Source organism: Acidobacteriota bacterium (assembly GCA_020845575.1).
Classification (GTDB): Bacteria; Acidobacteriota; Vicinamibacteria; order Vicinamibacterales; family Vicinamibacteraceae; genus Luteitalea.
Window position 1 is genome coordinate 127,603 of the sequence record JADLFL010000072.1, and the last position, 25,656, is coordinate 153,258.

The window sequence follows — 25,656 nt, forward strand, 5'->3', positions numbered from 1 at the left end:
GGGCGTTTCGTCCGGCCGTTGCTCGTCTCGGAGACACTCGTCCGTGTCCACGTCCCAGCCACCCATCCCGCCCGACAACATCACGGCGCTCCAGAAGCACCTGTGCGTGGCGTGCGGCGCGCAGGCGGTGTGGAACGCCGCCCGGCAGCGGCTGGTCTGTCCGTTCTGCGGCACCGAGTCCGCGTACCAGTTCACGGAAGGCGGCGGCCCGATCGCGGAGCTCGATCTCGAGCGCGTGCTCCGCGACACGGGCGCCGAGCATCGCGGCTGGCAAGCCGAGACGCGCAGCGTGCAGTGCCGGAGTTGCAAGGCGGTGATGGTGTACGACGCCGCGCGCGTCGGCCAGAACTGCGAGTTCTGCGGGTCGCCGGCGCTGGTGGACTACGCGGCGATCGCGCCTCCGATCACGCCGTCGAGTCTGCTGCCGTTCCGCGTGAGCGAAGCGCAGGTGCGCGAAACGGTGCGCCACTGGTTCTCGAGCAAGTGGCTCGCCCCCAACGCGTTCAAGCGCAAGGCGCTCGTGGATACGCTGCACGGCCTGTACATCCCGTACTGGACGTTCGACGCGCGCGTGCACTGTCGGTGGCAGGCCGAAGCAGGCAGGTACTACTACGAGCGTCAGGGCAACAACAACGTGCGCCGCGTCAAGTGGTCGCACGCGGCAGGCGTGGTCGATCACTTCTTCGACGATCTGCTGATCCCCGGCACGCGCGGGGTCGAGCGCGGCCTGCTCGCGCAGATCGAGCCCTTTCCCACGCAGGAGCTCGTGCCGTACGACACGGCCTACCTGTCGGGTCACGTCGTCGAGCAGTACCAGGTGCCGCTCGGCGACGCGGCGGAGTCCGGTCAGGATCGGATGTACGCCCGCGTGCGCGAGATGTGCATCGCCGCCATCCCCGGCGACACCTACCAGAACCTGCGCCTGGCGCCCGTCTGGAGCGACCGCACGTTCAAGCACGTGCTCGTCCCGGTGTACGTGATGACTTACATGTACGGACGTACCCCGTACCAGCTCGTGGTCAACGCCTCCAACGGCCGCATGGGCGGCACCTACCCCGTGAGCTGGGTCAAGGTGGCGCTGATCATCATCGGCGTCCTGATCCTGCTGGCGATCCTGAATCGCTGAGGCGACCTCACGAATCGGCGCCGGGACTCAGATGGAGGCCAGGGGCTTCACTTCAGCTGGCTCGGAGGCGGGTTCTACGTTGCCGCCGGACGGCGTGCGCGCGATCGTGTGCGGCGCGGCGAGCCGAGCCGCTCGATCAACAGGTCCACCGCCGCGTCGCGAACGGCACTGGCATGGGTGGCGATCACCAGCCGACGCGTGACGATCGGCCGGCCATGGTCCAGGGGCCTCGCCCCATCTTCGGCCTGGGCGGTGGGCAGGACCGTGAAGCCGGCTCCGAGGCGGACCATCTCGCGGAGCACGTCCGGTTGGTGACTCTCGGCAACCACATCCATCGGAGCACCGAGCTTGCGCAGCTGCGCCGCGACAAGGTTCCGCGTATGCGACCCGGCGGGAAACAGCACCCACGGTCCCCACGTCGCTGGCGGCCCGAGGGGGCGCCCCGGCGGGCCGTACACGGCGAGCGCTTCGGTCAACAGCGGCTGGATCAGAAACTGCGGCGACGCATGCGGGGGCGCAACGCAGACCGCAACGTCGAGGTGTCCGGCCGCCAGCAGCTTGAGCAGCGCTGCCGACGGCGCGATCCGCAGGTGCAGCTCGACGTCGACGTGCGCAGCCCGGAATGCCTGCAGTTGGTCGGGGAAGTGGACGACCGCGGCGACATCGATCATCCCCAGCCGGACGCGTCCAGCCGCGCCGCGTTTGAGGCGGTCGGCCCATTGCGCGAGCGTGGTCGTCAGGCCGAGGACCTGGCGCGCATGCGCCACCACCGGAGCCGACGACGGACGCAGTCGTCGCCGGCGGGTATCGCGGTCGAAGAGCGTGATGCCGATCCGCTTCTCGAGTTCGGCGAGCCCCTGGGAAAGCGCCGAGGGACTGACGCCGACCATCGCGGCGGCCCTGGCCCATGTCGGCGCCTCGTCGACGGCAATCAGGTACTCGAGCTGGCGAATCGTCAGGTCGGGCAACTGTGGCATCGCTGCAGCATAGTTTAGCAATGCTTCACGAACTATACATATGATGAAGCGCTACTTATTGTCGTCAACATGCCTCCACGCTCCATCGCCCCCGCGACCGGCACGCTCGGTATCCTCCTGCCCGGAATGGGCGCCGTCGCTTCCACGTTCATCGCAGGCGTCCTCGCGGCCCGCAAGGGCCTGAAGCCGCCGATTGGATCGCTGACGCAGATGGCGCACATCCGCCTCGGCACTCGCGAGGGCGGTCGCAACCCCCGGATCGCCGACGTCGTCCCGTTGGCCGGACTCGACGACATCGTGTTCGGCGGCTGGGATCCGCTCACGGTCAACGCGCTCGAAGCGTGTCGGACCTCGGGCGTGCTCGACGAGTCCGATCTGGCGCCCATCGCCGCCGACCTGCAAGCCATCGTGCCGATGCCGGCCGTTTTCGACAAGCGATGGGTGTCGCGGCTGGACGGCGTCCGCGTCAAGACGCAGGCATCGAAGTGGGCCCAGGCGCAGGCGCTCGTCGACGACATCGCCGCCTTCAAGGCCGAACACGGCTGCAGCCGCATGGTCATGGTGTGGTGCGGTTCCACCGAGGCCTATCAGGAGGCGTCGGCGGTGCATCAGACGCTGGCGTCGTTCGAGCAGGGCCTCGAGGACGGCGACGCCAACATCTCACCCAGTCAGATCTACGCGTACGCAGCGCTGCGCAGCGGCGTGCCGTATGCCAACGGCGCCCCCAATCTGTCGGTGGATCTGCCGTGCATGATCGAGGCTGCGCGCGTCTACGGCGTGCCGATGGCCGGCAAGGACTTCAAGACCGGGCAGACGTGGATGAAGACCCTTCTGGCGCCTGGCATCAAGGCTCGCATGCTGGGTTTGCGTGGCTGGTACTCGACCAACATCCTCGGCAACCGGGACGGCGAGGTCCTGGACGCCCCGGAGAACTTCAAGGCGAAGGAGGTGTCCAAGCTTGGCGTGCTCGACAGCATCCTGCAGCCCTCGGTCTACCCGGACCTGTATGGCCAACTCGATCACGTCGTCCGCATCAACTACTATCCGCCGCGCGGCGACAACAAGGAGGGCTGGGACAACATCGACATCTTCGGCTGGCTCGGCTATCCGATGCAGATCAAGGTCGACTTCCTGTGTCGCGACTCGATCCTGGCGGCGCCCATCGTCCTCGATCTCGCGTTACTGCTCGACCTCGCGCAGCGCGCGGGAGCGTCCGGCGTGCAGGAGTGGCTCAGCTTCTACCTGAAGTCACCGCAGGCAGCCGGCGCGGCGCCCGCCGAGCACGATCTGTTCATCCAGCAGACCAAACTGAAGAACACGTTGCGCGAGTGGATGGGCGAGGCTCCGGTCACGCACTCGGAGGCCGGATGACCACGCGCGGTTGCCGCAGGGCCTGACCGTCCAACGGCCGTGCGCGTCGCGGGCACGGGCGGTCCGGCGGCCGGCCCGGCTCGCATTCGGCACTCGGCACTCGGCATTCGGCATTCGGCATTCATCATGCGCGCCGCAGCACGAGCGCGGAGTCGTTGCCGCCGAACGCGAGCGACGTGGACACGGCGCACGGCACGGCGACCTCGCGCGGCTCGTTGGCCACGAGATCCACCGCGCAGTCGGGGTCCGGCGTCGCGTGGTTGATGGTCGGCGGAATGACGCCCCTGTCGATGGTCATCGCCAGGGCCGCGGCCTCCATGGCACCGGCGGCGCCGAGGCAGTGGCCGATCATCGCCTTCAATGACGTCACCGGGAGGGAGGATGTTCGATCGCCGAAGACCACGCGCACGCCACGGGCCTCGGCCTTGTCGTTCTGCGGCGTCGCCGTGCCGTGCGTGTTCACGTGCGTCACGTCTGCCGCATCGACCGCCGCATCGGCGAGCGCGGCCCTGATGGTCGAGGCAATCGCACGGCCCTCTGGCTCGGGAGCCGTCGGGTGATGGGCCTCGCAGGTGAATGCGTAACCCGCGAGTTCCGCGTAGACGTGCGCGCCGCGGTGACGCGCTCGATGCCAGTCCTCGAGCACGAGGATGGCGGCGCCCTCGCCGATGTTCATGCCCTGGCGGCCCGCGTCGAACGGACGGCACGGCTGGGGATCCATCAACCGGAGCGCGTTGAATCCCGCGAACGTCAACCGCGACAGCGCGTCTGTGCCACCCGCCAGCACGGCGTCGGCACGTCCGCGCCTGATCGCGTCGACGGCCTGGCCGATGGCGATCGTGCTCGACGAGCACGCGGCCATCAGGCACGAGCGAACGCCCTCGATGCCGAAGTACGCGGCGATGACGTCGACGGGCGTGCTCGAGAAGTGTCCGTGAATCCAGGTGGGCCGCGCGTGGTCGATGCCCTTGCGGCGCATGTCGAAGTAGTACGACTCGTTGCGCACGAGGTCGCCGGTGCCGGCCCCCAGCATCACGCCGATGCGCGTGCGGTCCACACGTCCATCGAGCAGGCCCGCATCGTCCAGCGCGTCCTGCGCGGCCACCACGCCCATCATGTCGCTGCGTGACCATCGCCGGCGCTGATACGGCGTGAACCGCGCCTGTACGTCCGACAGATCCACCTCCGCCGCGATGCGACTGCGGTATCCCTCCGTGTCGAACAGCGAGACAGGGCCGATGCCGCAATGGCCGGCAAGCATGTGGTCCCACACGGCCTGCCGCTGCGTTCCCAGCGCGCAGATCATCCCGATGCCCGTGATGGCCACTCTCGTGTCTGACATGTCCGTCAAGCGTTTCACAAGGCCGTCGATCAGTCGAGCGGCTTCATCAGCATGAGCTGGAACGTCGTCGAACCGAGGCCGTCGTAGCGGCGCGGCAGGAAGCTGTGGCCGATCTCGCCGCGCAGGAACGCGACGCGACGCGGGATGCGCACGTTGAACGCCACGCCCACGCCCGTGAGCGGCTCCCAGGGCACCGCCGCGAGCCCCGTGAGCCCACCACCGCGCGTGCGCCCCCACGCCCGATCGACGAACAGGTCCACGCGGTACTGATCGAGCAGGTTGAACGAATACTGCCCGCGCGCCATCGCGAGCTCGCCATACCGCACGCCCGCCGACGGCACGCCATGGATCTTCGTGTCGTCGAACAACCCGAACTGGTACTGGCTGAAGCGATCGAGATCGCGCCCGCCGAACCACGCGCCATTGACGATGAGCTTGCTGAAGGGACCGAGGTAGAACACCTTGGTGGCCGTTGCCTGGTACTTCACGTACGTCGGCGACGTCTGCACGGGCGCCTCCGGCTCGCCCCACGGCCGCCACGACGCGCGGCGCCACCACGTGCCGTTGGCCGTCACCGCGTAGCCGCCGCGACGGTACTCGTACAAGAGGCCCGCGCCGTTGGTGACGGTGCTCGTCGGCGTGACGTACCCGTCGGCCGTCGTGCTGTCTCGCACGTAGCCGTCGAAGCGGAAGAGATACTGACCCGATACGCGCTGGTACGTCGTCGCCTGCCAGCCGAGATTGAGTCCCGTCGAGAGCGGCCACGTGAGCAGGCTCTCCTCCTTGCGCTCGCCTCCGTTCGTGAAGAGGCGATCTGTCGACGGCGGTGCCATCGCGAAGAAGTCGATCGACGCGTCGATGCGATTGGCGATGGCCTTCGGCCGCTGGATGTTCCCCGCCGCGAGCACGCCCGCGAAGAGCACGGCCACCTGCGTGTCGGGCCGCCCGCGGAAGCGGAAGTTCAGGTAGTTGATACCGCCGATGGGTAGCGGAAACCTGAAGCCGGGGTCCACCGTGACGCCAAGCGCAAGCGCCTTGGCGCGCGTTGTCGCCACGTCGCTCACGACGCGTCCATCACCCTCCTTGACGAAGTACCGCACCCCCACATCGGTGTCCTTGTACATCGTCCGCGATCCGGCGCGGGCCTCGTGACGCTGGCCGGCGAAGTCGGGCGGATCGATGGCGTACGCGTCGAACGTCGTGCGGCGTTCCACGAGCAGGTTGCGGCCGGCGATGAGCATCAACTGCTGCGTGTAGATGCGCGCGGGCAGCCACACTTCCGTGCCGGACGTCGTACGTACCGGTGCGTAGTCCTGCACTTCATCGCTCGAAATCACGGGGGCCGTGAGGGCCGTCTGCGCGGCCTGTTGACGCAGCCGCACGTACGTCTCGCGATCGATCCAGACGGTGCCCTTGTAGAGCGACCGATCGCCGCGCTGCGGTTCGAACGCGACGACCCACGCCGATCGCCCGTCAACGGTGGCCGTGCCCTGCAGCCGATAGCGGTACCTCGCATCGAGTTCGATCGAGAGCGGCGGCGTGAGCACCTTCTCGGGCTGCAGCAACGGGAACGGCGGACGCGGTTCACCGAACTTCGCGCCGTTCACGCTGAACTCGCGCTCCTCCCACTCGGTGCCCTCGACGCGATCGACGAAGAAGCGGTTCTCCGTGATGACGTCGAACCCCGGGTCGGTGACGCTCGGACGGAAGTACTGCTGGATCCGCGCGTTCATCACGTAGCGCGGCGAGGCGTCGCGCTCCACCGCCTGGCGCGCCTGGTGACGCGCCAGGATCTCCTCGACCGACAACTGACGCGCGCCCGTCACGTCTTCGCGCTGCACGAACGCCGTGTCGGCGCCGTGATTGAAGTCCAGCAGCCACGACCCCGGCCCCGGCAGCACCACCGTCGCATGGGTGCGCTGCGCGCGATCGTCTCGCGTGGTCCGCGTGGCGCGGCGATCGCGTCCAGACAGCGGATCGCGCACGACGACGTCGCCGGCCGACGGCAACACGATCGACACGTCGAGGACCTGCTCGCCGGGGGCGTGCGTCTCGATGGCGAGGTACGTGCCGAGCGTGGCGAGGTTGAACAGGAGCCGCGGCGCATGACGTGCCGTCACATCCTCCTCACCCGCGCGCAGCACGAGCGTGTCGCCCGTCGCGGCAACGCCGGACATCTCGCCCGCATATACGTCGCGCAGGCGATCGACGACAGCCATCACCTCCCGGATGTCGGACGCAGACACGCGATAACCGCGCGCGGCGATCGGACTGCCGAGACGCGCGAGTTCGCGCGCCAGGAACGTGCGCGACACGGCCTCGGCTGGGAGCGGCACGTCGAGTTCGACGAGAGACGCGTCCGGATCGCGATCCGCGATCCATGCCGCATCGGCTGTCACGTCGATCGTCGCGCTCGACACGGCGGACGCGTCGACCGACGGCGCCACGTCAGAGGTGAGCACGGCATCGCGCGTCGCGGTGGTCAGTCCGCTCACCACGATCGGCACGGCACTCGACCGCGCGCGAATCTCGACGGCCGCGAGCTTCACGAGGAATGCCGTGCGTCGCGGGTCAGCACCCGTGACCTGCAGTTCCACGGCCGCGAGGGTGGGCACGCCTGTCACGAGTTCACGCACGCGAACGGCCCACGCCTGCGCGTCGACGTCATCAGCGTCGGCTCCGGTGATGGCCAGCCACACGGGCCAGCCGCGCACGAGCGCGAGGCGCGCGTCGCTCGCTCCATCGACGGCCGCAACAGCCACGCGCGCGGCAACAGGCAGGCCTGCGGGCGGCGCGGGCGCCTGCCCGTCGATGTCGAAGACCAGCCTCGGGACGATCGGGCGCGTCTCCTGCGCGACGACCGGCGAGGCCAACAGGCCGGCGAAGACGAGCGCGGCGAGGATCAGCCGTGGAGCCATGCCGCGGCGTCTGGCAGTTCGCACAACGGTCCGAACGTCGCGGTGGCCAGCACCTCGCGAAGCCGCGCGCGGAAGCCGGAGAGACGGTAGTAGTGCGCGAAGGCGAGCGGCGCCGGCAGGCGGACGTGGGGCGGCTGGGGATCGATCTCCCATGGGTGCACGGTAAGGACGGCGGGATCGCCCAGACGGTTGCACTCCGCGATGGCCGCGACGACATCCGACGGATCGGCCTTGCGCAGTCCCCATCCCCATCCGAGCGGCACGGCCTGCCCCGCCAGTCGCCCCACCAGGGGCGGCACTTCGAGCAACGCCCCCGCCATCGTGGCGATGGGATACGGGCGACGCGGGTACGACGGCGATCCCACGCGAGCCACCGGCGCACGGCTCGCATCGAGGCGAATGCCCTCCTCGACGACGATCGGCAGCGCCCACGGCGCACGTTCGTTGAGCGACCATTCCGGTGCGCGGAACGAGACGATGGGGCCGGCGCCTGCGGCCTGGAGGACTGCGATGTTGTCGCGCAGGTCCTGGCGGAACGTGTCTGGTGTCAGTTCGAAGAGGCGACGGTGCCAGAAGCCGTGGAGGCCGATCTCATGGCCGGCATCAGCAATCTCGCGCACGAGGGTCGGATGCCGCTCCGCCACCCAGCCGACGATGAAGAACGTTGCGCGGTGACCGAACTCCGCGAGGTCGTCGAGCACCGCGCGCGTCGTGGGGACGACGCGGCTCTCGAGCGTCTCCCAACTCGACGCGGGCAGGCGGTCATCGACGCCACAGACGTGGAACCACTCCTCGACGTCGACGGTGAAGGCGTTGACCATCGGCCACTCGCCATCAGGCTCCGGCGGCGCGCTGGGCTTCGATGTACTCGGCGATGGCGTCGACAGACTGCAGCACCTTGCCGCCTGTCTCTTCGTCGCCGATCACGACGCCGAACGAGCGTTCGATCTCGAGCACGAGTTCGAGCGCGTCGATGGAGTCGAGGCCGAGGCCCGCTCCGAAGAGGGGGGCGGCGCTGTCGATCGTCTCTGGTGCGATGGGCAGCTTGAGGGCGCGCACGATCGCGACCTTGATGTCGGAGCGGAGATCAGTCATGACTGCCTTACACGAGACCGCCGTCCACGCCAATCACCTGTCCGGTGACGTACGCGGCGGCATCTGAACTCAGGAACGCGACCACCTCGGCCACGTCGGCCGTCGTACCCAGTCGACCGACGGGCACGTTGCGCAGGTGGGCCTCACGCGTCGCCTCTGGAATCGCTGCGGTCATGTCGGTCTCGATGAGTCCCGGCATCACCGCGTTCACCAGCACGCCTCTGGGCGCCAGTTCTCGCGAGAGCGTCTTGGTCAGCCCGATGAGGCCGCCCTTCGACGCCGCGTAGTTGGCCTGCCCGGGCAACCCCGCCACGGCACTCGGCGAGGTCATGTTGACCACGCGCCCCCACCGCCGGACCAGCATTCCGCGCACGACGGCCCGCGTGCAGTAGAAAGCCCCGTCGAGATTGGGCCGCAGCACGGACTCCCACTTCTCGCGGTCCATCATCATGAGGTAGCCGTCGCGCGTGACCCCGGCGTTGTTCACCAGGATGTCGATCGGCCCGAGCGCGGCCGCGGCGTCGGCCACCATCGCCTGCACCTGCGCCTCGTCGGCCACGTCGCACGGGCCCGCCCAGGCCTTGCCGCCGGCTGCCTCGATCGAGGCCACTATCTCATGCGCCAGATCCGCGCGCTGGCGGTAGGTGAACGCCACGGCGGCCCCACGACCAACCAGGATGTCGACGATGGAACGCCCGATCCCGCGCGTCCCCCCGGTGACCAGCGCCACCCGGCCCGTCAAGGCTAGCGATGCGAACGACACACAGGCGGAGAGTCTAGCAGACCGGCAACGGGCAACCGGCAACGGGCAACCGGCAACGGGCAACCGGCAACCGGCAACCGGTCAGGTGTAGCCGCCGGATTCATCCGGCGGTCAGTTGACGCGCAAGACGAGGGAATAACTCGCACCCCCACTCGCGAAGCTGTTGATGAGGATGTAGGGCGATGGCAGGGGGGCGGGGGCGCCGATGACGTACCGCAGCGCGGCGAGGTGGGGATCGGGCGTGGTGAGGCCGGCGGTCTGGACGACGAGGCCGCGTCGGCCGGCCAGGACGGCCGCGACGAGCGACGCCGCGCCCGCCATGCCGCCTTCGCCCACGGCACCCTTGATCGACGTCACGAGCGGAGCGTGGCGGTCGAACACTGTCGCGATCGCATCGGCCTCGATGGTGTCGAAGTCTCCGGCACCGTTTGCAGCAGCGTAGACCGCCCCGACGTCGCCGGGCGTGATGCCCGCCTCGGCCAACGCCAGACGCATCGTGCGAACGAGGGGCTCGCTGTCAGTCGGCCAGGCGTTGACCGCCGTCACCGCTGACGCGGCCCCCACGCCCACGACTTCCCCCAGGATCGGCACCCCGCGATCGGCGGCACGCGCGCCATCTTCGAGTACGACCAGGTACCCGCCCTCACCCAGCACGAACCCGTTACGCGTGACGTCGAACGGCCGCGCGCCCTCGGGATGCCTGTCACTCGACGACAAGACGCCGAACCAGTCGTGTACCTGGAAGTAGAGGTCGTAGATATCCTCCACGCCGCCGGTGACGATCGCGCGAGCGCGCCCATCCCGCACCAGATCGGCGGCGTGCGCAACGGCCGCGAGCCCCGATGCCTCCTTGTAGCTCACCGTCGTGTTCGGACCACGCAGCACCTCTTCGAGCGCGATGAGACTCGCTGCGGCATTGCCGACCGTGTTGCTGAACAGCAGCGCGGGCGCACCCGTCGGTCCGAGGTCGAGCAGTCGGTCGAGGAACTCTCCCGTCGAATGCACGCCGCACGTACACGTCCCCAGCACCACACCCACATCGTCGTAACCGCCGTCGACGCGCGGCAGACCGGCAGACTCCAGCGCGAGACGTGCCGACACCACGGCCAGCGCGCCGACCTCGTCCATCCGGCGCAGCTTCATCGGCGCGATGAACGGCGCTGCGTCGAAGTCGAGCAGTTCGGCAGCGAGCCGCGATCGGCACGCGGACGGATCGAACGTGGTGATGGGACGGATGCCGGATCGGCCGGCCAGCAGTGCGTCGAGGAAGGCAGACGTCTGGCCGAGACTGGAGCAGGCCGCCAGCCCAGTGATTGCGGCCTGTCGTGGCACGACGGGTACGTTACCATTTCGATTCATGGCTCTTCAACGAGCACTTCGACGTGTCTTCGCCATCGCTGCGACCCTCGGGATGGCCGGCGCACTCGTGAGCGCCGCGCCCGGTACCGCCACGCAGCAGGGCACGTCGACATCGCGCGCCGCCACCGATCTGTTCGATGAGATCTACCGTCGTGGCGCGCCGACGGAGGCGACCCTCCAGTCGATCTCGGCCACCTTCGTCGAGACGAACACGTCGACCCTGCTCAAGGCGCCACACATCGCGCGCGGCACGCTCGTGGGGCGCCGCCCGAACCAGGTGCGACTGCAGTACACGGGCGACGACCCGCGCACCGTCATCGTGAACGGCAACGCGCTCTCGATCGACTGGCCTTCGCGCAGCATGAAGGAGACGCGCGACATCCGCGGCACGATGCGCCGCGCCGAGCGGTTCTTCGTGATCTCCTCGCCGGCCGAACTGCGCAAGCACTTCGACATCACGGCCGTCGACGCCGCCGACAAGGCCGGGACGTGGCACGTGACGTTCGTGCCGAAGCGGTCGCAGATGCGCGACGGCGTGTCGCGCGTCAACCTCTGGATCGACAAGGAGAGCCTCGCCCTCAGGGCACTCCGCATGGACTATCCCGGTGGTGACACGCGCCTCATGGAGTTCAGCGACGTCCGCATCAACCCGTCAGTGGACGCCAGCGCGTTTGCCGTCGCGCCCACGCGCTGATCGCTTTCCACCCGTGACGTCGTCGTGACTCGTCTCATTCAGGCCCTGATGACAGGGGCGCGGGCCCGGCGTTGGCTCGTGCTCGCGCTGTCTGCGGTGCTCACGCTCGCGAGCCTCGTGCCCGTGATGCGCATCAGGTTCGGCACCGACGTGCTGCAGTTGATGCCACGTGAAGCGGGTGCGGTCGACGCCTTCGAGACGTACCTCGAACACTTCGGCAGCCTCGACGCCCTGTACGTGTACGTGGAGGCGCCGGAAGACGGGTCCATCGCCGACTACCGCGACTACGTGGACGCGCTGGCCGATGCGCTGCGCGCGTTGCCCGACGTGACGCGCGTGGACACGGGACAACTGGACGACACGCGCGACTGGGCCTACCTCGCCGACAGGCAACTGCTCCTCCTCGATGCGCACGGCTTCGACGAGGCCGTCGCGCGGATGGCACCGGCGCGCATATCGACGGAAGTGGCGCGGACGCGCGATCTGCTGGCGCTGTCGGCACCGGAGATCAAGGCGATGGCGCAACGCGATCCTCTCGGATGGTTCGAGCTGTCGGCGGCGCGCCTGCAGGGCGCCTCAGGCGTCCTGCGCATGAACCCCGGACAGTCCGACGGCTACATCGCCGCTGACGGGCGGGGCCAGTTGCTCGTCGTCCATCCCGCGCAGCCGCCCTTCGACACGGCATTCGCGCGCGAACTGCTGGACCAGATCGCAGCCGCTGAAGCCCGCGTCCGCACGGAAGCCGCGCCCGTGTGGGCCGACGAGGAACTCGCACCGCCACGCATGGACGTCGCGGGCGGCCATCGCACGGCGATCGAAACCGAGGCGCTGATGCGCCGGGAGGCGGTCGACAACACGGTGTGGTCGCTCGTCGGCGTGCTGGGCCTGCTCTACCTCGCATTCAGGAACGTGTGGCTCGTGCTGTTCGGCGCCCTCCCGATCCTGCTCGGCACGCTCCTCACGCTCGCGGTCCACCAGGTGGCGGGCGTGCAGCTCTCGGCTGCCGCGACGGGTGCTTCCGCGATGCTCTTCGGACTCGGAGACGATGGGCTGGTGCTGCTGTTTGTCGCGTATCGCGAACGGCTGGCGCGTGGCCGCACGCCGCTCGAAGCGGTGAGCGATCTCGGCGGCGTGGGGGTGAGCATCGTGCTCGGTGCCGTCACGACGGCGGCGACGTTCCTCGGGCTCTGGTTCATGAACTTCCCGAGCCTGCAGCAGCTCGGACTCGTGGTGGGTCTCGGCATGCTCATCACCGCGTTCCTCACCTTGACGATGCTCGTGGCCGGGCTCCCTGGACGCGCGTGGGTCGAGCACACGCGCGACCTCACGATCCCGAGCTTCGGACCATGGGTCTCGCGACACCGTGTCGTGATTCTGGTGGTCGCGCTCGCGATCACGATCCCTCTCGCGTTCGGACTCCCGAAGCTGCGCCTGGATCCGCGCATCGAGCGCCTGCGTCCGGTCACGGCAGGCCTTGCGCTCGAGACCACGCTCACCGAGCGCTTCGGTCTCGCCAAGGACCTGTATCTCGTGATCAGCCGCGGGCCGGCGCTCGATCCGCTGCTTGCCGCGCACGAGGCCCTCGATCGCGGACTCGGAGACACGCCCGGACTCGCGCACGTCGGCCCCGGCGTCCTGCTGCCATCGGCGGACGTCCAGCACGCACGGCAGGCGTCGATCGCTGCCTTGTCGGCCACGCGCGCGCGGCTCGCCGACGATGTCGATCGCGCGGGTGATGCGCAGGGCTTCGTCGAAGGCACGTTCGAGCCGTTCCGCGAGCGGCTCACGCGCCTGCTCGATCCCGCGCAGGCGATCACGCTCGACGAGCTCGACGCGCGGGGGCTCGGTGACATCGCCGGGCGCTTCGTGCGACACGACGGCGCCGACTTCCTCGTGGCCTCGTATGCAACTGCGGTGACGTCAGACGCCGTCGAACACCTGCGCGCGCAGGTCGCGGCGCAACCCGGCATGGTCCTCACGGGCTTGCCGCTCGTGAACGCCGCGCTCGCCGCGCGTCTTCCGCGCGAACTCGGTGCCGGCCTCGGCGTGGGGGCCTGCGTCGTGATCCTGCTGATCTGGCTCGAGTTCCGCGCGCTGCGACCCACGCTGCTGTCGCTGCTGCCCACGGCGTGCGGCATCATCTGGGGATTGGGGCTGCTTGGCTGGGCCGGCGTGGTGCTCGATCTGTTCAGCGTCTTCGCCGTGCTGATGTTCCTCGGCATCGGCGTGGACTACGGCATCCACCTGCTGCATCCGACGCTCGGCGCCGAAGGAGTCGGCATCTCGGAGGCGCTGTCGCTCGTGGGTCCCGCGCTGCTGCTGGCCGGGGCGACCACCGTGGCTGGATTCGGCACGCTGATGTGGTCATCGTATGGGCCGCTGCAGTCCCTGGGTTTCGTTTCGGTCGCCACCATCTCGTCGGCCATGATTGCGTCGATGCTCGTCCTGCCGGCGTGGATCCTCGGCCGTGAGGCCTCGCGATGAAGGTGTGCGCGCTCGTCCCCGCGTTCAACGAAGCGCGCGCGGTGGGTGATGTCGTGCGTGGAGCCATCGCGCACGTCGATCGCGTGCTGGTGGTCGACGATGGCTCGACGGACGGGACAGGTGACGTCGCTGCCGCCGCGGGCGCCGAGGTGATGCGGCTCGACGCCAACAGCGGCAAGGGAACCGCCATCCGCGCCGGGTTGTCGCGCATCCTGCAGGGCGACGTGACGCACGTGCTGTTCATGGACGGCGACATGCAGCATCGCCCCCAGGAGATCCCCGCGCTGCTGGCGGAGGCGGAACGATCCGGCGCGGCGATGGTCATCGGCGAGCGCGTCTTCGTGCGCGAGGAGATGCCGGCGTCGCGCTACTGGGCGAACGTGATCGGGAGCTGGGCACTGGCCACGTTGATGGGCGTCGACCTCGCAGACACGCAATCGGGCTTCCGCGTGATGCGGACCGACGTGCTGCGACAGATCCCGATCGAAGCGACGGGTTACGAGTTCGAGACGGAGATGATCGTGAAGCTCGCGCGGCGCGGCGCGCGCATCGCACGCGTCCCGATCCGCGCCGTGTACGCGGGACAGTCGAGCAAGATCAGGCCGGTGCGCGACACGACGCGCAACATCGTGCTGGCGCTGGTGTACAGGTTCCTGCGCCCCAGCGGAAAGGACAGGCGATGAACACGCAGGCCCCGGTGCGATGGGTCTCCCACCGTCTCAACGGCACCTTCATCGTCGGCGGCAGCTACCTGGGATCGCGGTATGCGCCGTTGCCGATCTCGTGGCCCGTGGCGCACGCCGGGGCCTGGCTGGTGAGCCGGTTGATGCCGAGCGTGCGCGACGCCATCGTCGACAACCTCCGCGCGGTGTTCCCGCATGAAACGGAGAGGCAGTTGCGGCGGCGCGCGTATCGCACCTGTCACACGTACACCGACGACTGGATGGACTTCATGCGCGCGCTGTCGTGGTCGCGCGAGACGGTGCTCGAACGCTTCTCGTACGAACGATCGGACCGCCTCCGCGACGCGCTGTCGGCCGGACGCGGCGCCATCCTCGTGACGGGACACTTCGGCAACTGGGAAGCGGGCGCCGTGCTGATGAAGGCGCTTGGCGTCCCGTTGTCCGTCGTGGCGATGCCGGAGCCCGATCCCACCGTCAACGCGATCAGGCACCGCGTGCGCGAGGAACTCGAGGCCGACACGATCGAAGTGCGGCAGTCGCTCGACACGCCCCTCCAGATCCGCCGGCGATTGTCGGAAGGGCGCGCTGTGGCGATGTTGATGGACCGTCACGTCGGACGCGATCGCGTGCCTGTGACGATGTTCGGACGGCGCGCCCATTTCCTTGGTGCGCCTGCGCTGCTTGCGTATCTGACCGGCGCGCCGCTCGTCCCCATCTTCCTGGTTCGCGAAGGACGCGGCCGCTTCCGCGCACGCCCGCAGGATCCGATCCTGCTGGATCGCACCGCCGATCGCGACGAGCAGGTGCACCGCGCCGCGCAGCGCATGGCCACGCTGCTCGAACGCGAGATCGCCGCACGCCCCGATTGCTGGTACCAGTTCTACAGGTACTGGGACACGCAGGGCGATGTGCCCGCAGACGACGCACAGGCTGCATCGTCGATCGAAGCCACGCCCACCGCCATGCGAGACGTTCCGTAAGTGGACCCTGTCTCACACCTGTTGTTCGCGCGCATGGTCGCCGCGCTGCGCCCCGCGCGCGACCTGCCGCGCGGCGTGGTGGCCGCGACGGTGCTCGGCGGGATTGCACCGGACGTCGACGCCGCAATCATGGCTGTCGGCTGGGACGTCTACCTGCGGTGGCACGACGCCGGTACGCACGCGCTCGCCGGCACGCCGTTGGTGGCGCTGGCAACTGGCGCGTTCGTGCGGACGTGGGCCCCCTCGACGTCCCTCGTCGGCCTCACCTTCGCCGCATGGCTCGGCGTGCTGAGCCACGTGTTCTTCGACCTCTATTCAGGCGCCGGCATCCGGCTGCTCTGGCCTGTCTCGGATCGACTGATCTCGGCCCCGATCGCAGCGATGGCCGATCCCGGTGCGCTCGTCGTGCTGCTGGTCGGCGCGTTCGCCCTGTGGGTGTGGCCGCGCGTCCCACGCACGGCGGCGGCGCTGGTGATGGCGTTGCTCGCCGTCGTGAGCGCGGCACGGCTCACCACGCGGGCGTGGGCGACCAGCGCGTACGAGCAGGCAGCGAGCGCAGTGGGGGCGGCTACAGACGCCGTGGCCATCGAAGCCGAGTGGGGATCGGTGGCCGGCTGGGCGTTCTTCGACCGCACCACCGATGGACGCATCAGGGCATGGTCGATCGACGGCTGGACCGGAGAAGCACGCCTGCGTTTCGACATCCCACCCGAGCGGCACACGCCGTTCGCGCAGGCCTCGCTCGCTGATTTCGCCACGGCCCACAACTTCGTGCCGACGCATCAGTTCGCGTTCGCGGCCGAGCGGCACAACGAGGATGGGAGCCGCGTGGTCTTCTGGTCCGATGCGCGCTTCTGTTGGGACCCTTCGGAGCGATACGACGCCCAGGAGGACGTGCCGCATCAGGACGTCAGGCCAGCGACAGGCCCCGTCCGCTGCGCGCTCTGGTTCGGTGGCTCGTACGACGCCGATCAGCGTCCCGTCGAAGCGCTCGTGTGGTTGGGCGGGCATCTGCAACGGCGATCGCCACGCCGCTGGATGATGGAGTAGTTACGGGCTCGAGACTCAGGAGCGCGGCGACGCGGTGATCAGGACATTGGCGAACGGCGTGCCTTCGGCCATGGGCTGCACGTGCGGGGTGAAGCCTTCCTCTTCGAGGAGCGCGCGCCATTCGCGCTGCGAGCGGAAGGCGAAGCGCTGGCGCCAGTTGCCTGTCACGAGCGCCTTGAGGGCGTTGCCCAGCCTGACCATCGCGAACCGCCAGCCGGCGTCGGTGTCTGCCTCGCGCACCAGGAGGCGGCCCGTCGGCGCGAGCGTCGCACGCACCGCCCGCAGCAGCGTCCGCTGGTCATCGTCCGGCATCATGTGCAGCACGTCGAACAACAGCACGACGTCGGCGTTCGGCAGGCCGTGATCGCGCGCGTCTGCGCTGGTGATCTCCGCTTCGTGCTCGAGCGCGCGCGCGGCAATCTGCGAAACCCGCCGCCGCGACTCGACGCCGACGAGACGTGAGAACGCGGGAGGCGCCGGCCGCGTCGTATCCCACTCGCCCTGCGCGGCGGTGGCCTGCGCTTCGGCCACCAGTGCCAGCGTGAGTCCTTGTCCGCATCCGATGTCGAGCAGCGTTCCTGTCGCTCCCGAGAATGTCGAGCCGAGAGCCGCGGCGTAGACCGGATCGCCCGAGAGCTTGCCGCGCGCGAATTCCCAGGCGGTGATGCCCGAGTCGAGATACCTGTCGCTGGCCCGCCGGACGAGGACCTGGAGGAAGGGGTCGGAGGCCGGGCGGCGGAGGAGGTATGTCACGAACGCGCCGATGGCGCCCACGATCACTCCAACGACCAGGCTGCCGACCAGGAGGTCTGCGCCGAAGCTCCACACGCGGTCGCGCCCGAGCATGTCCCACGAGAGCGTGAGGGCGCTGCCACGACGGATGACCGCCCCGGCCTGCACTTCCGCATAGAGCAGCGCCGGGATGATCAGGGGGTTGATGACGTTGGCAGCCAGGTACATCTTGAGCCGGTTCAGCCTGAACATCAGGCCGAGCAGCCAGCACAGCGCCAGGTGGATCCCCCAGAACGGGGTGCAGCCGATCGTCAGGCCCAGGCCGACCGCCAGCGACTCCCTGATGCGGGTGTCTCCCTCGGTGCGCAGCGTGTGGAGCGCGCGTTGCAATCGCGACGCACGCGACAGCGCCCGGGAGCTGCCCGCCAACGGAGCCGTGGTCATCTTCAGGTATTATGACGACTCGTCCCGCGTGTCTGCTTGCGGGGTCGCCGTGCAGTGATGCCCAGATTCACGGCCACGACGCCGGTCTCGCTCGCTCCCCTCGCCCCGCACCCGCCCGTCTGGGTAGAGGATCTGCTTGGCCCCGAGCCCATCCGCTCGCACGCGGACACGGCGTCCGGGTCGGTCGAGGTACGCACGGGCCCCGAGTTCACGCACGTCGCCATCTCGATCCCGCGCGCGCATGCGCTGCCGCCCGACGATCTCCACACGTACGTGAAGGACGCCTACCTGTCGGTGGCCGCCACACTCAACGCGCAGCAGCGCCATCCGGTGCGGTTCTGGAACTTCGTCCCGCGTATCCACACGCCCTGCGGGCCAGACCTCGACCGGTACATGGTGTTCAACGGCGGGCGCTTCGCCGCGTTCGAGCACTGGCACGGGTCGCCCAACGCGTTCGATCACACGCTGGCATCTGCATCGGGTGTCGGCGTCCTCGGCGACGACCTCGCCATCCACTGCCTGGCCACCATCGACGCGGGTCAACCCGTGGAGAACCCGCGCCAGGTGCCCGCCTATCGGTACTCGCAGCGCTACGGCCCGCGTCCGCCATGTTTCGCCAGAGCGACGATGCTGGCGCGGCCCGTGCGTGGGATGTGGTGGCTGCTGGTCGCGGGGACAGCCAGTATTCGCGGCGAGTCGACGGTGCACATCGGCGACGTCCACGCGCAGACGCTGGAGACCCTCGAGAATCTCGACGCGCTGCTCGCGGCGGCCGAGACCCGGCGCGGCCAGGAAGGCGCGAAGGCGTACTTCACCAGCCTGCGCGTCTACATCGTGCGGCCCGACGATCACGCCGTCGTGCGCGGCCTCATCGAATCCCGCTTCGGCGACGTGGCCGACATCGAGTTCGCACAGGCCGAAGTCTGCCGCGCCGATCTCCTCGTGGAGATCGAGGGCATCGCCGCGCTCTGACCTTCTCGTAAGGCCGGGCTCGGAGGGCCGGCCCTACCGTCTGACGTCGGCCAACGTCAGACTCCCTCTCGCCACCAGTACGCCGTCGGCTGTCACGGTCCCCTCGATCTTGTAGAGGCCGCCCATGCGTCCCGCCACGCGGGCCGAGGCTTCCAGCGTCACGTCCGCGCCGCATCCTGCCGGGAACCTGAATCCGTCGACCGCCGCCACGCGCAGCGCACAAGGCACGGCAGGCTCACCCGGGTGCGGCGCGCCAGCCGCGAGCCCGCCCGTCTGCGCCAGCAGTTCGATCAGCACGATCGCCGGCACGACGGGGTTGCCGGGGAAATGCCCCTGGAAGAAGAAGTCGTCGGGCTGCGTCCGCCGGCGGCACACCGCCTCCCGTCCCGGGTCGATCGACACGACCTCGTCGACCAGTCGCATCGGCAGCGCGTGGGGCAACAACGAGAGAGGATCCACGGGCTTATCATCGCTCAGCGCATGTCGTCCCTCTCGCCACTCGCCGATGCCTTCGCTGCCGTACTGCGCGACAGGTCCGGCGACACGCTCCTCCTGGCACCAAGCGAATCGCGCACGCTGACGGCGGCGCACATCGATGAACACGCACGCCGAGTGGCGTCGGCGCTGGCCGCGCAGCACCTGACGCGAGGCCACCTCGTGATCGCCTGCATCGGCAACACGTGGGCGATGCCGTCCGTCCTGCTCGCGTGCCTGCGCGAAGGCCTGCCGTTGATGCCGGTGGACAAGAGCACGCCACCGGCGCAACTGCGCGCATTGGCGTCTCGCTGGGACGCCGCGGCGGTACTCGTACCTGATGCGGTCGATCTGCGAGCGCCCGACGATGGTGCGGACGGCGTGACGCTGCGTCGCGACGTGCCCGTCGCCGAGGGTGTCGCCGCGTGGCGCCCTCACGTGATGCCGACTCCCGGCCGCCACGCGCCGGCAGCCGTACTCAAACTCACATCCGGCAGCACAGGCGAACCGCGCGTCACGTGCTCGGAAGAGCGTCATCTCATCGCCGATGTGCAACAGATCGCCGACGCGATGGACATCGGTCCGCGCACGCGACAGCTCGGCGTGATTCCCCTGTCGCATTCCTACGGCTTCAGCAATCTCCTGCTGCCGCTGCTCTGGCAGGGATCACCACTCCTGCTCCGCCAGCAGTTCGTGCCCACGCAGGTCGGCCCCGACATCATCGATGGCGCACTCGCGACGTTGGCCGGCGTGCCGTTCATGTTCGAGCACCTCGCCCGTCACCAGGCGCTGCCCCCGCTCCCGTCGCTGCGACTCGTATTGTCGGCAGGCGCGCGCCTGCCGTTCGAGACAGTCACCGCCTTCCACACGGTCACCGGCCTGAAGGTGCGGTCGTTCTACGGGTCGAGCGAAACGGGCGGTATCTGCTTCGACGCGAACGACGCACTCGATCCGCGCGTGCCCGTCGGACAGGCGATGGGCGACACGCACGTCGAGCTCGTTGCCGATCCCGACGCGCCTGAGGGCTCGGGTCGCGTCCGTGTGTCGGGCCCCGCCGTGATCGATCGCTACGCGGGCGACACGGACGATCGCGTCGACGGCGCGTACCTCACGGGCGACTACGCACGCATGGACGCCGACGGCACGGTGGTCCTCACCGGTCGCCTGCCGTCGTTCGTCAACGTGGCCGGCCGCAAGGTGCAGCCACAAGAAGTGGAAGCCGCAATCCGCGCGCTGCCAGGCGTGCGCGACGCCGTTGCTGTCGGCATCGACGACAGCGTCCGCGGCCAGGCCCTCGCCGCCTGTGTCGAATCAGACCATCCATGGGACGCCCGCACCCTGCGCGAAGCCCTCGCCCCTCATCTCGCGCCGCACAAACTCCCCCGCGTCGTGATCGCCGTGCAACAGTTGCCTCTGACGGACCGAGGCAAGATAGATAGAGCGGCGGTGATCGGCGCACTGTCGAAGACGAATGCGTAAGGCAACAGTATCAGATGGAAATCCGCCGCGCCGTGCCCGATGATGCCGCGTTGCTCTCGCAACTGGCGGCGCGCACGTTCACCGAGACGTTTGGCCACCTCTATCCGCCGGACGACCTGCGGGCGTTCCTCGACGAGGCCTACGCGATAAAGGCACAGCGCGGCATCCTTGCCGATCCTGACTACGCCGTGTGGCTGCTGGAGCACGACGGCGAGGCGGTGGGCCATGCCGCTGCCGGCCCGTGCGGCCTGCCGCATCGGGAGGTCGCGAGCGGCGATGGGGAGCTCAAGCGCCTGTATGTGGTTCGCGGGCTCCAGGGCACCGGACACGGCACCCGCCTGATGCAGACGGCGATGGACTGGCTGCTGCGCGACGGCCCGCGCACGCTGTGGCTCGGCGTGTGGTCCGAGAACGTCGGCGCGCAGCGCTTCTACGCGCGCTACGGCTTCAGCAAGGCCGGCGAGTACCTGTTCCCCGTCGGCCGCACGCGGGATCGGGAGTTCATCCTGCGGCGGGAACCTCAGTAGTCCCTTACTTCCTCGCCGCCGGCGTGAGCGTCGTCTCGTGGCGCTCGCCGCCACGCATGTAGACGAGTTTCACGGGCACGCCGACCTTCAGCACATCGAGCGCATACGTATAGTCGTAGATGTTGGCGATCGTCTGCTCGCCGATCTGGACGAGGAGGTCGCCCTTCTGCAGGCCGGCCTGTTCGGCGGGACCACCACCGACGACGCCGCCGAGCAGCAATCCCTTGGCGTCAGTGGCGTAGTCGGGAATGGTGCCCGTGAAGATGCGCACGCCGGAGCGGCCGCCGGCCTGCTGCGTCTGCTCCACCTTGGCGAATGCGAGCGTCTCGTGCTGCTGTCCCACGCGCGACGCCAGCGTCACGGCGAAGTCGACGATGCGATCGAGATCCTCGTAGTTGATCTTGTCGGCCGTGTCGCTCGGCTTGTGATAGTCCACGTGCGTGCCGGTGAAGAACGCCAGGCTGGGCACGCTGACGGCATTGAAACTGGCCACGTCGGTGGGCTGATACGGATCGTCCTGCAGCACCAGGTCGAACCCCGCGGCAACGTTGGCGCGCTCGAGCGCCGCGCGCCAGCCCGGACTGGTGCCCACCGCCTGCACGGTGAGCTTGTTGTCCTGCATCCGGCCCACCATGTCGAAGTTGAAGTACGCGGCCATCTGCTCCACCGGCACGGGCGGCGTGTTGACGAACGCGTTCGATCCGATGAGACCGATCTCCTCCGCGGACCAGAAGGCCAGCAGCACGTGGCGCGCGCGCTGCGCCTTCGACAGGTCACGCCCCGCCGCGAGCACCGCCGCCGTGCCGGACGCGTTGTCGTCGGCGCCGTGGTGAATCGCACCGGCGGCGTCCTTGGGTGCCAGCGAGTTGCCGTGGCTGCCGCGTCCCAGGTGATCGTAGTGCGCGCCGAGCACCACCCACGGCTTGGGCAGCGCGATGCGTGCCGTGGCCGGCAGATAGCCGGCAACGTTGAAACCTTCCTGCTTCTCGCGTACCACGTTGGTCTTCAGCGTCAGCGTCACGTCAGGCAACGCGAATCCCGTGGTGTGCGGATTGGCCGAATCGAACGACTGCTGGATCTCTTCGAGCGAGCCCTTGCCGGCGCCGGCGAAGAGACCCTTCGCGACGTTGCCCGAGATACTGGCGGCGACAATGCCCGAACCCGCGAGCGCCGTGTCGAAACTCATGGGAATCGTCTCGCCGGCGTTGGGCGAGCGCGGTCCCGTGACAACGAGCAGCGCCTTCGCGCCGCGCTGCCGTGCCTGCATCGCCTTGTAGCGCAGGTCGGCGTAGCGCGCCAGGATCGCGCGCGTTTTCTCGTCGGCGTCCTCGGGGAAGTACCGGAAGACGATGACGATCTTGTCCTTGACGTCGAGCGTGGCGTAACTGTCGTACCCGAAGTTCTGCGACGCGGGGATGACGAGGCCGTACCCCGCGAACACGACGGGGCCGCTCACCTCGCCGTTGTCCGAGAAGGACAACGCCTGCACGTCTGCCGGCGTGTCGAAGGTCTCGGCCGCAACACGTACCGCGGAGCCGCCGTCCTTCACGCCCGCCGTGAAGCTGAATGGCAGCCGGAAGTCCGCCTGCCCGGGCAACGGCTGCGCGCCCATCTTCTTCAGTTCGCTCACCAGGTAGTCGGCGGCCAGGCGTGCCCCTTCGGAGCCTGCCTGTCGTCCTGCCAGACGCTCGGAGGCGAGCACCTCGACGTCGGCGCGCGTGCGCGACGCCGTGGCGACGGCCTGGGCGGTAACCGGAAGGGGAGCAGCAACCAGTGCCGCCGCGACGAGTGACAGGGCGGCGTTGCGCGCGCGCAGGATGTTCATGACGATCTCAGTTCTTTCGTAGGGGGGCGTTGCGAATCGCGTCGAGCGCCTTCTCGTGGTTCCACCGGGCGAGGAAGATCTGCCCGGCGCCGCTGCCGCTGCGCGACGAGGTGAACGCGATCTGCGTGCCGTCGGGTGAGGGCACCGGCAGGCCGTCGAAGCCGTCGGTATAGGTGACGCGCACCGGCTCCTTCGTGCCGGCCGCATCGACGATGAAGATCTCGAAGTTCTCGAATCCGAGCTTGTTCGAGGCAAACAGGATGTACTCGCCTGAGGCGTGCATGTACGGTGCCCAGCTCATCGAGTTGAAGTTCGTGATCTGGCGCTTGTCGCTGCCATCGAGGTTCATCGTCCAGATGTCGGCGACAAGGCCCTGTTCGTCGAAGCGACGCCACAGGATCCTCTTGCCGTCGGGCGTGAAGAAGGGCCCGCCGTCGTACCCCGGCGCCGTTGTCAGCCGGCGCTGGTCCGAGCCGTCGGCCTTCATGATGTAGATCTCGCCGAACCAGCTCGGATCGGTAGCCAGTTGCTTCTGCTCGGTGTCGGACAGTTCGTGGTCGTACGCCGAGCGCGTGGAGGAGAACACGATCCACTGGCCGTCCGGTGAGTAGCCGGCCTCGGCGTCGTAACCGCGGACGTTGGTGAGGCGCGTCAGCGTCTTCGTGCCTTCGCTGTACGCGTAGATGTCCATCTCCGGGTCGTAGTCCCAGGCGTAGCGGCGCTCCTTGCCCGAGGCACGGAAGGCCAGCTCGTCGTCCTGGTACTGCTTCGATTTCGGATCGTGGTGCGTCGAGCCGAACAGGATCTGGTCGCTGCCCGGCCTGAAGAAGGCGCACGTCGTCTTGCCGATGCCGGGCGAGATGCGCGCAGTGTCGCCGGTGGCCAGGTCCATCGTGTAGATCTGGTAGAACGGGTTGCCCGGTTCGCGCTCGCTCTGGAACACGAGGCGCTTCCCGTCGGGCGACCAGTAGCCTTCGCCGGCCCGCCGCCCTTCCACCGTCAGCCGCCTGATGCGGCTCATGAAATCGCGTTCCTGGTAGCCGTCGGGCGCCTGCGCACCTGGAGCGGCGGAGGCCAACAACACGAAAACCAGGAGACGGGTCAGCAGAACTCTGTACACCCGGCCATTCTAGGGCAACGGGAGGGGGGACTACACTTCCCGATCATGCGCATCCTTGTTGTCACGCTTGCCCTGCTGGTCCCGCTCACGCTGTCTGCACAGGACCGCGCGAAGAACGTCGTCCTGTTCCTTGCCGACGCCGGCGGCCTCTCGACGATCGCGTCGGCGAGCCTGCACGCGCACGGCGAGCAGAATCGCCTGTTCCTCCAGCAGCTGCCGTACATCGGCCTGTCCGACACGACCAACGCCTCGTCACTGGTCACCGACTCCTCTGCCGGGATGACGGCCATCGTCACGGGCGTGCGTACGCACAGCGGCGTCGTCGCGCAGGGTGCGGATGCGGTGCGCGGCAAGCAGGATGGCACTCCGCTCAAGACCATCCTCGAATACGCCGAGGAACGCGGCCTGTCGACGGGCGTCATCTCGAACGATTCGTTGACCGGTGCCACGCCGGCATCGACCTACGCGCACGCGAACGACCGCGGCAAGTCTGCGGAGATCTTCCAGCAGGCGTTCGCACCACGCTTCGGCGACGGCGTCGACGTGATGATCGGGTCGGGACGGCCAGGCATCACGAAGGCCCTGTCGGCTGCCGGGCTCGATCTCGACGCACTCGGCCAACGGCACGGTCGGCCCATCCTGTCGTCGCTGGATCAGATCCCGCCAGACGCCAGCCGGACCATCGTGCTGTTCGAGACCAACACGTTCGACGTGATCGCGGCGATCGACGCCGCCCACCGCATCCTGTCGAAGAACCCGAAGGGGTACTTCCTGATGGTCGAGGTCGACACGCACACCAACAACCTGCGTGCGGGCCTGGATCGCATGGTCGTGATGGACAAGGCCGTCGAGCACACGTCGCGGCTCGTCGGCAGCGACACGCTGCTGCTCTTCACCGCCGATCACTCGTTCGACATCCAGGTGCGCGGCGGGCGGGTCGGCAACGAGTTCCTCGCGGGCGCCGATGACGCACAGGCGAAGGCCGCCGAGGAGAAGCGCCGCGACTTCCGCATCGACACGGTGCGCGTGGACAACGCGCACACGGGTGAACCGGTGGTCGTCGCAGCCCGGGGTCCGGGCGCCGCGCGCGTGAAGGGATTCATGAAGAACACCGACCTCTTCCGCGTGATGCTCGACGCCTTCGGCTGGACACCGTAAGGCGCACGCGTCACCCGGCGCCTGCGACATCTTGCCGCATGGTCATGCGAGCGATCGGCCGGTAGGCTGAGACTCACGAGCGC

The 25,656-nt window shown here is 68.7% G+C and carries 22 protein-coding genes; 11 read left to right on the forward strand and 11 right to left on the reverse strand.

From position 1 onward, the window contains the following. Positions 1 to 64 precede the first annotated feature (64 nt). Entirely contained in the window at positions 65 to 1,126 is a 1,062-nt protein-coding gene (locus tag IT182_18715) for a zinc ribbon domain-containing protein (protein ID MCC6165382.1), read from the forward strand. Between the two features lie 74 nt (positions 1,127 to 1,200). On the opposite strand, the gene IT182_18720 is transcribed toward IT182_18715, so the two are convergent. Next, entirely contained in the window at positions 1,201 to 2,103 is a 903-nt protein-coding gene (locus tag IT182_18720; GenBank protein ID MCC6165383.1) for a LysR family transcriptional regulator, read from the reverse strand. Between the two features lie 69 nt (positions 2,104 to 2,172). Between IT182_18720 and IT182_18725 the strand changes: the two genes are divergently transcribed. After that, positions 2,173 to 3,474 carry an inositol-3-phosphate synthase gene (locus tag IT182_18725; protein ID MCC6165384.1) on the forward strand — a complete coding sequence of 434 codons (1,302 nt, stop codon included), beginning with the start codon at positions 2,173 to 2,175 and terminating at the stop codon, positions 3,472 to 3,474. A gap of 124 nt (positions 3,475 to 3,598) precedes the next feature. Here the strand turns inward: IT182_18725 and IT182_18730 are convergent, their stop codons facing one another. The 6 genes from IT182_18730 to IT182_18755 all read right to left on the reverse strand — a co-directional run bounded on the left by IT182_18730 (position 3,599) and on the right by IT182_18755 (position 10,951). Continuing rightward, positions 3,599 to 4,816, reverse strand: coding sequence for a beta-ketoacyl-[acyl-carrier-protein] synthase family protein (locus tag IT182_18730; protein ID MCC6165385.1), 1,218 nt, complete (start codon positions 4,814 to 4,816; stop codon positions 3,599 to 3,601). Between the two features lie 29 nt (positions 4,817 to 4,845). Continuing rightward, positions 4,846 to 7,734: a hypothetical protein gene (locus IT182_18735; protein ID MCC6165386.1), complete on the reverse strand. Its 2,889-nt coding sequence runs from the start codon at positions 7,732 to 7,734 to the stop codon at positions 4,846 to 4,848. Continuing rightward, positions 7,719 to 8,555 carry a polysaccharide deacetylase family protein gene (locus IT182_18740; GenBank protein MCC6165387.1) on the reverse strand — a complete coding sequence of 279 codons (837 nt, stop codon included), beginning with the start codon at positions 8,553 to 8,555 and terminating at the stop codon, positions 7,719 to 7,721. The genes IT182_18735 and IT182_18740 overlap by 16 nt, the downstream gene beginning before the upstream one ends. A gap of 13 nt (positions 8,556 to 8,568) precedes the next feature. Beyond that, a complete protein-coding gene (locus IT182_18745; GenBank protein MCC6165388.1) occupies positions 8,569 to 8,829 on the reverse strand; it encodes an acyl carrier protein in 261 nt (86 codons plus the stop codon). A gap of 7 nt (positions 8,830 to 8,836) precedes the next feature. Next, positions 8,837 to 9,592: a 3-oxoacyl-ACP reductase FabG gene (gene fabG, locus IT182_18750; GenBank protein MCC6165389.1), complete on the reverse strand. Its 756-nt coding sequence runs from the start codon at positions 9,590 to 9,592 to the stop codon at positions 8,837 to 8,839. Positions 9,593 to 9,703: 111 nt separating this feature from the next. After that, positions 9,704 to 10,951, reverse strand: a complete 1,248-nt coding sequence (locus tag IT182_18755; GenBank protein ID MCC6165390.1) for a hypothetical protein — start codon at positions 10,949 to 10,951, stop codon at positions 9,704 to 9,706. Here IT182_18755 and IT182_18760 point away from each other — a divergent pair. The 5 genes from IT182_18760 to IT182_18780 are packed head-to-tail and all read left to right on the forward strand — an operon-like array spanning position 10,950 to position 16,842. Then, a complete protein-coding gene (locus tag IT182_18760; GenBank protein ID MCC6165391.1) occupies positions 10,950 to 11,645 on the forward strand; it encodes an outer membrane lipoprotein carrier protein LolA in 696 nt (231 codons plus the stop codon). The genes IT182_18755 and IT182_18760 overlap by 2 nt on opposite strands. A 24-nt stretch (positions 11,646 to 11,669) precedes the next feature. Beyond that, positions 11,670 to 14,129 (forward strand): MMPL family transporter, encoded by a 2,460-nt coding sequence (locus IT182_18765; protein ID MCC6165392.1) that lies wholly within the window; start codon positions 11,670 to 11,672, stop codon positions 14,127 to 14,129. After that, positions 14,126 to 14,812 (forward strand): glycosyltransferase family 2 protein, encoded by a 687-nt coding sequence (locus IT182_18770; GenBank protein MCC6165393.1) that lies wholly within the window; start codon positions 14,126 to 14,128, stop codon positions 14,810 to 14,812. The genes IT182_18765 and IT182_18770 overlap by 4 nt, the downstream gene beginning before the upstream one ends. Next, a complete protein-coding gene (locus tag IT182_18775) occupies positions 14,809 to 15,792 on the forward strand; it encodes a lysophospholipid acyltransferase family protein (protein MCC6165394.1) in 984 nt (327 codons plus the stop codon). The genes IT182_18770 and IT182_18775 overlap by 4 nt, the downstream gene beginning before the upstream one ends. Beyond that, entirely contained in the window at positions 15,793 to 16,842 is a 1,050-nt protein-coding gene (locus tag IT182_18780; protein ID MCC6165395.1) for a metal-dependent hydrolase, read from the forward strand. It abuts the gene before it with no gap. A gap of 15 nt (positions 16,843 to 16,857) precedes the next feature. Here IT182_18780 and IT182_18785 read toward each other — a convergent pair whose 3' ends face one another. Further along, complete coding sequence (locus IT182_18785; protein MCC6165396.1) at positions 16,858 to 18,018, reverse strand: DUF2062 domain-containing protein; 1,161 nt, start codon at positions 18,016 to 18,018, stop codon at positions 16,858 to 16,860. A 57-nt stretch (positions 18,019 to 18,075) separates the two neighbouring features. On the opposite strand from IT182_18785, the gene IT182_18790 reads away from it, so the two are divergent. Then, positions 18,076 to 18,990, forward strand: coding sequence for a hypothetical protein (locus tag IT182_18790; GenBank protein MCC6165397.1), 915 nt, complete (start codon positions 18,076 to 18,078; stop codon positions 18,988 to 18,990). Between the two features lie 33 nt (positions 18,991 to 19,023). On the opposite strand, the gene IT182_18795 is transcribed toward IT182_18790, so the two are convergent. After that, the gene (locus IT182_18795) at positions 19,024 to 19,449 is read right to left on the reverse strand and encodes a hypothetical protein (protein ID MCC6165398.1); all 426 of its coding nucleotides are present in this window, start codon (positions 19,447 to 19,449) and stop codon (positions 19,024 to 19,026) included. Positions 19,450 to 19,470: 21 nt separating this feature from the next. Between IT182_18795 and IT182_18800 the strand changes: the two genes are divergently transcribed. Beyond that, positions 19,471 to 20,943 (forward strand): acyl--CoA ligase, encoded by a 1,473-nt coding sequence (locus IT182_18800; GenBank protein ID MCC6165399.1) that lies wholly within the window; start codon positions 19,471 to 19,473, stop codon positions 20,941 to 20,943. 14 nt (positions 20,944 to 20,957) lie between these two features. Further along, positions 20,958 to 21,470, forward strand: a complete 513-nt coding sequence (locus IT182_18805; protein ID MCC6165400.1) for a GNAT family N-acetyltransferase — start codon at positions 20,958 to 20,960, stop codon at positions 21,468 to 21,470. Between the two features lie 4 nt (positions 21,471 to 21,474). Here the strand turns inward: IT182_18805 and IT182_18810 are convergent, their stop codons facing one another. Further along, positions 21,475 to 23,295 carry a M20/M25/M40 family metallo-hydrolase gene (locus tag IT182_18810; protein ID MCC6165401.1) on the reverse strand — a complete coding sequence of 607 codons (1,821 nt, stop codon included), beginning with the start codon at positions 23,293 to 23,295 and terminating at the stop codon, positions 21,475 to 21,477. 7 nt (positions 23,296 to 23,302) lie between these two features. Continuing rightward, positions 23,303 to 24,316: a PD40 domain-containing protein gene (locus tag IT182_18815; GenBank protein MCC6165402.1), complete on the reverse strand. Its 1,014-nt coding sequence runs from the start codon at positions 24,314 to 24,316 to the stop codon at positions 23,303 to 23,305. 144 nt (positions 24,317 to 24,460) lie between these two features. Here IT182_18815 and IT182_18820 point away from each other — a divergent pair, with 144 nt between their 5' ends. Then, positions 24,461 to 25,573 carry an alkaline phosphatase gene (locus IT182_18820; GenBank protein MCC6165403.1) on the forward strand — a complete coding sequence of 371 codons (1,113 nt, stop codon included), beginning with the start codon at positions 24,461 to 24,463 and terminating at the stop codon, positions 25,571 to 25,573. Positions 25,574 to 25,656 lie beyond the last annotated feature (83 nt).

Bases quoted from the DNA above. Each gene is read 5' to 3' on its own strand.
- IT182_18790 (MCC6165397.1), top strand. From the start codon at position 18,076: ATGCCCAGATTCACGGCCACGACGCCGGTCTCGCTCGCTCCCCTCGCC.
- IT182_18810 (MCC6165401.1), bottom strand. From the start codon at position 23,295: ATGAACATCCTGCGCGCGCGCAACGCCGCCCTGTCACTCGTCGCGGCG.
- IT182_18755 (MCC6165390.1), bottom strand. From the start codon at position 10,951: ATGAATCGAAATGGTAACGTACCCGTCGTGCCACGACAGGCCGCAATC.
- IT182_18775 (MCC6165394.1), top strand. From the start codon at position 14,809: ATGAACACGCAGGCCCCGGTGCGATGGGTCTCCCACCGTCTCAACGGC.
- IT182_18770 (MCC6165393.1), top strand. From the start codon at position 14,126: ATGAAGGTGTGCGCGCTCGTCCCCGCGTTCAACGAAGCGCGCGCGGTG.
- IT182_18820 (MCC6165403.1), top strand. From the start codon at position 24,461: ATGCGCATCCTTGTTGTCACGCTTGCCCTGCTGGTCCCGCTCACGCTG.
- IT182_18805 (MCC6165400.1), top strand. From the start codon at position 20,958: ATGGAAATCCGCCGCGCCGTGCCCGATGATGCCGCGTTGCTCTCGCAA.
- IT182_18815 (MCC6165402.1), bottom strand. From the start codon at position 24,316: ATGAGCCGCATCAGGCGGCTGACGGTGGAAGGGCGGCGGGCCGGCGAA.
- IT182_18785 (MCC6165396.1), bottom strand. From the start codon at position 18,018: ATGACCACGGCTCCGTTGGCGGGCAGCTCCCGGGCGCTGTCGCGTGCG.
- IT182_18740 (MCC6165387.1), bottom strand. From the start codon at position 8,555: ATGGTCAACGCCTTCACCGTCGACGTCGAGGAGTGGTTCCACGTCTGT.
- IT182_18730 (MCC6165385.1), bottom strand. From the start codon at position 4,816: ATGTCAGACACGAGAGTGGCCATCACGGGCATCGGGATGATCTGCGCG.
- IT182_18760 (MCC6165391.1), top strand. From the start codon at position 10,950: ATGGCTCTTCAACGAGCACTTCGACGTGTCTTCGCCATCGCTGCGACC.
- IT182_18725 (MCC6165384.1), top strand. From the start codon at position 2,173: ATGCCTCCACGCTCCATCGCCCCCGCGACCGGCACGCTCGGTATCCTC.
- IT182_18735 (MCC6165386.1), bottom strand. From the start codon at position 7,734: ATGGCTCCACGGCTGATCCTCGCCGCGCTCGTCTTCGCCGGCCTGTTG.
- IT182_18745 (MCC6165388.1), bottom strand. From the start codon at position 8,829: ATGACTGATCTCCGCTCCGACATCAAGGTCGCGATCGTGCGCGCCCTC.
- IT182_18800 (MCC6165399.1), top strand. From the start codon at position 19,471: ATGTCGTCCCTCTCGCCACTCGCCGATGCCTTCGCTGCCGTACTGCGC.
- IT182_18720 (MCC6165383.1), bottom strand. From the start codon at position 2,103: ATGCCACAGTTGCCCGACCTGACGATTCGCCAGCTCGAGTACCTGATT.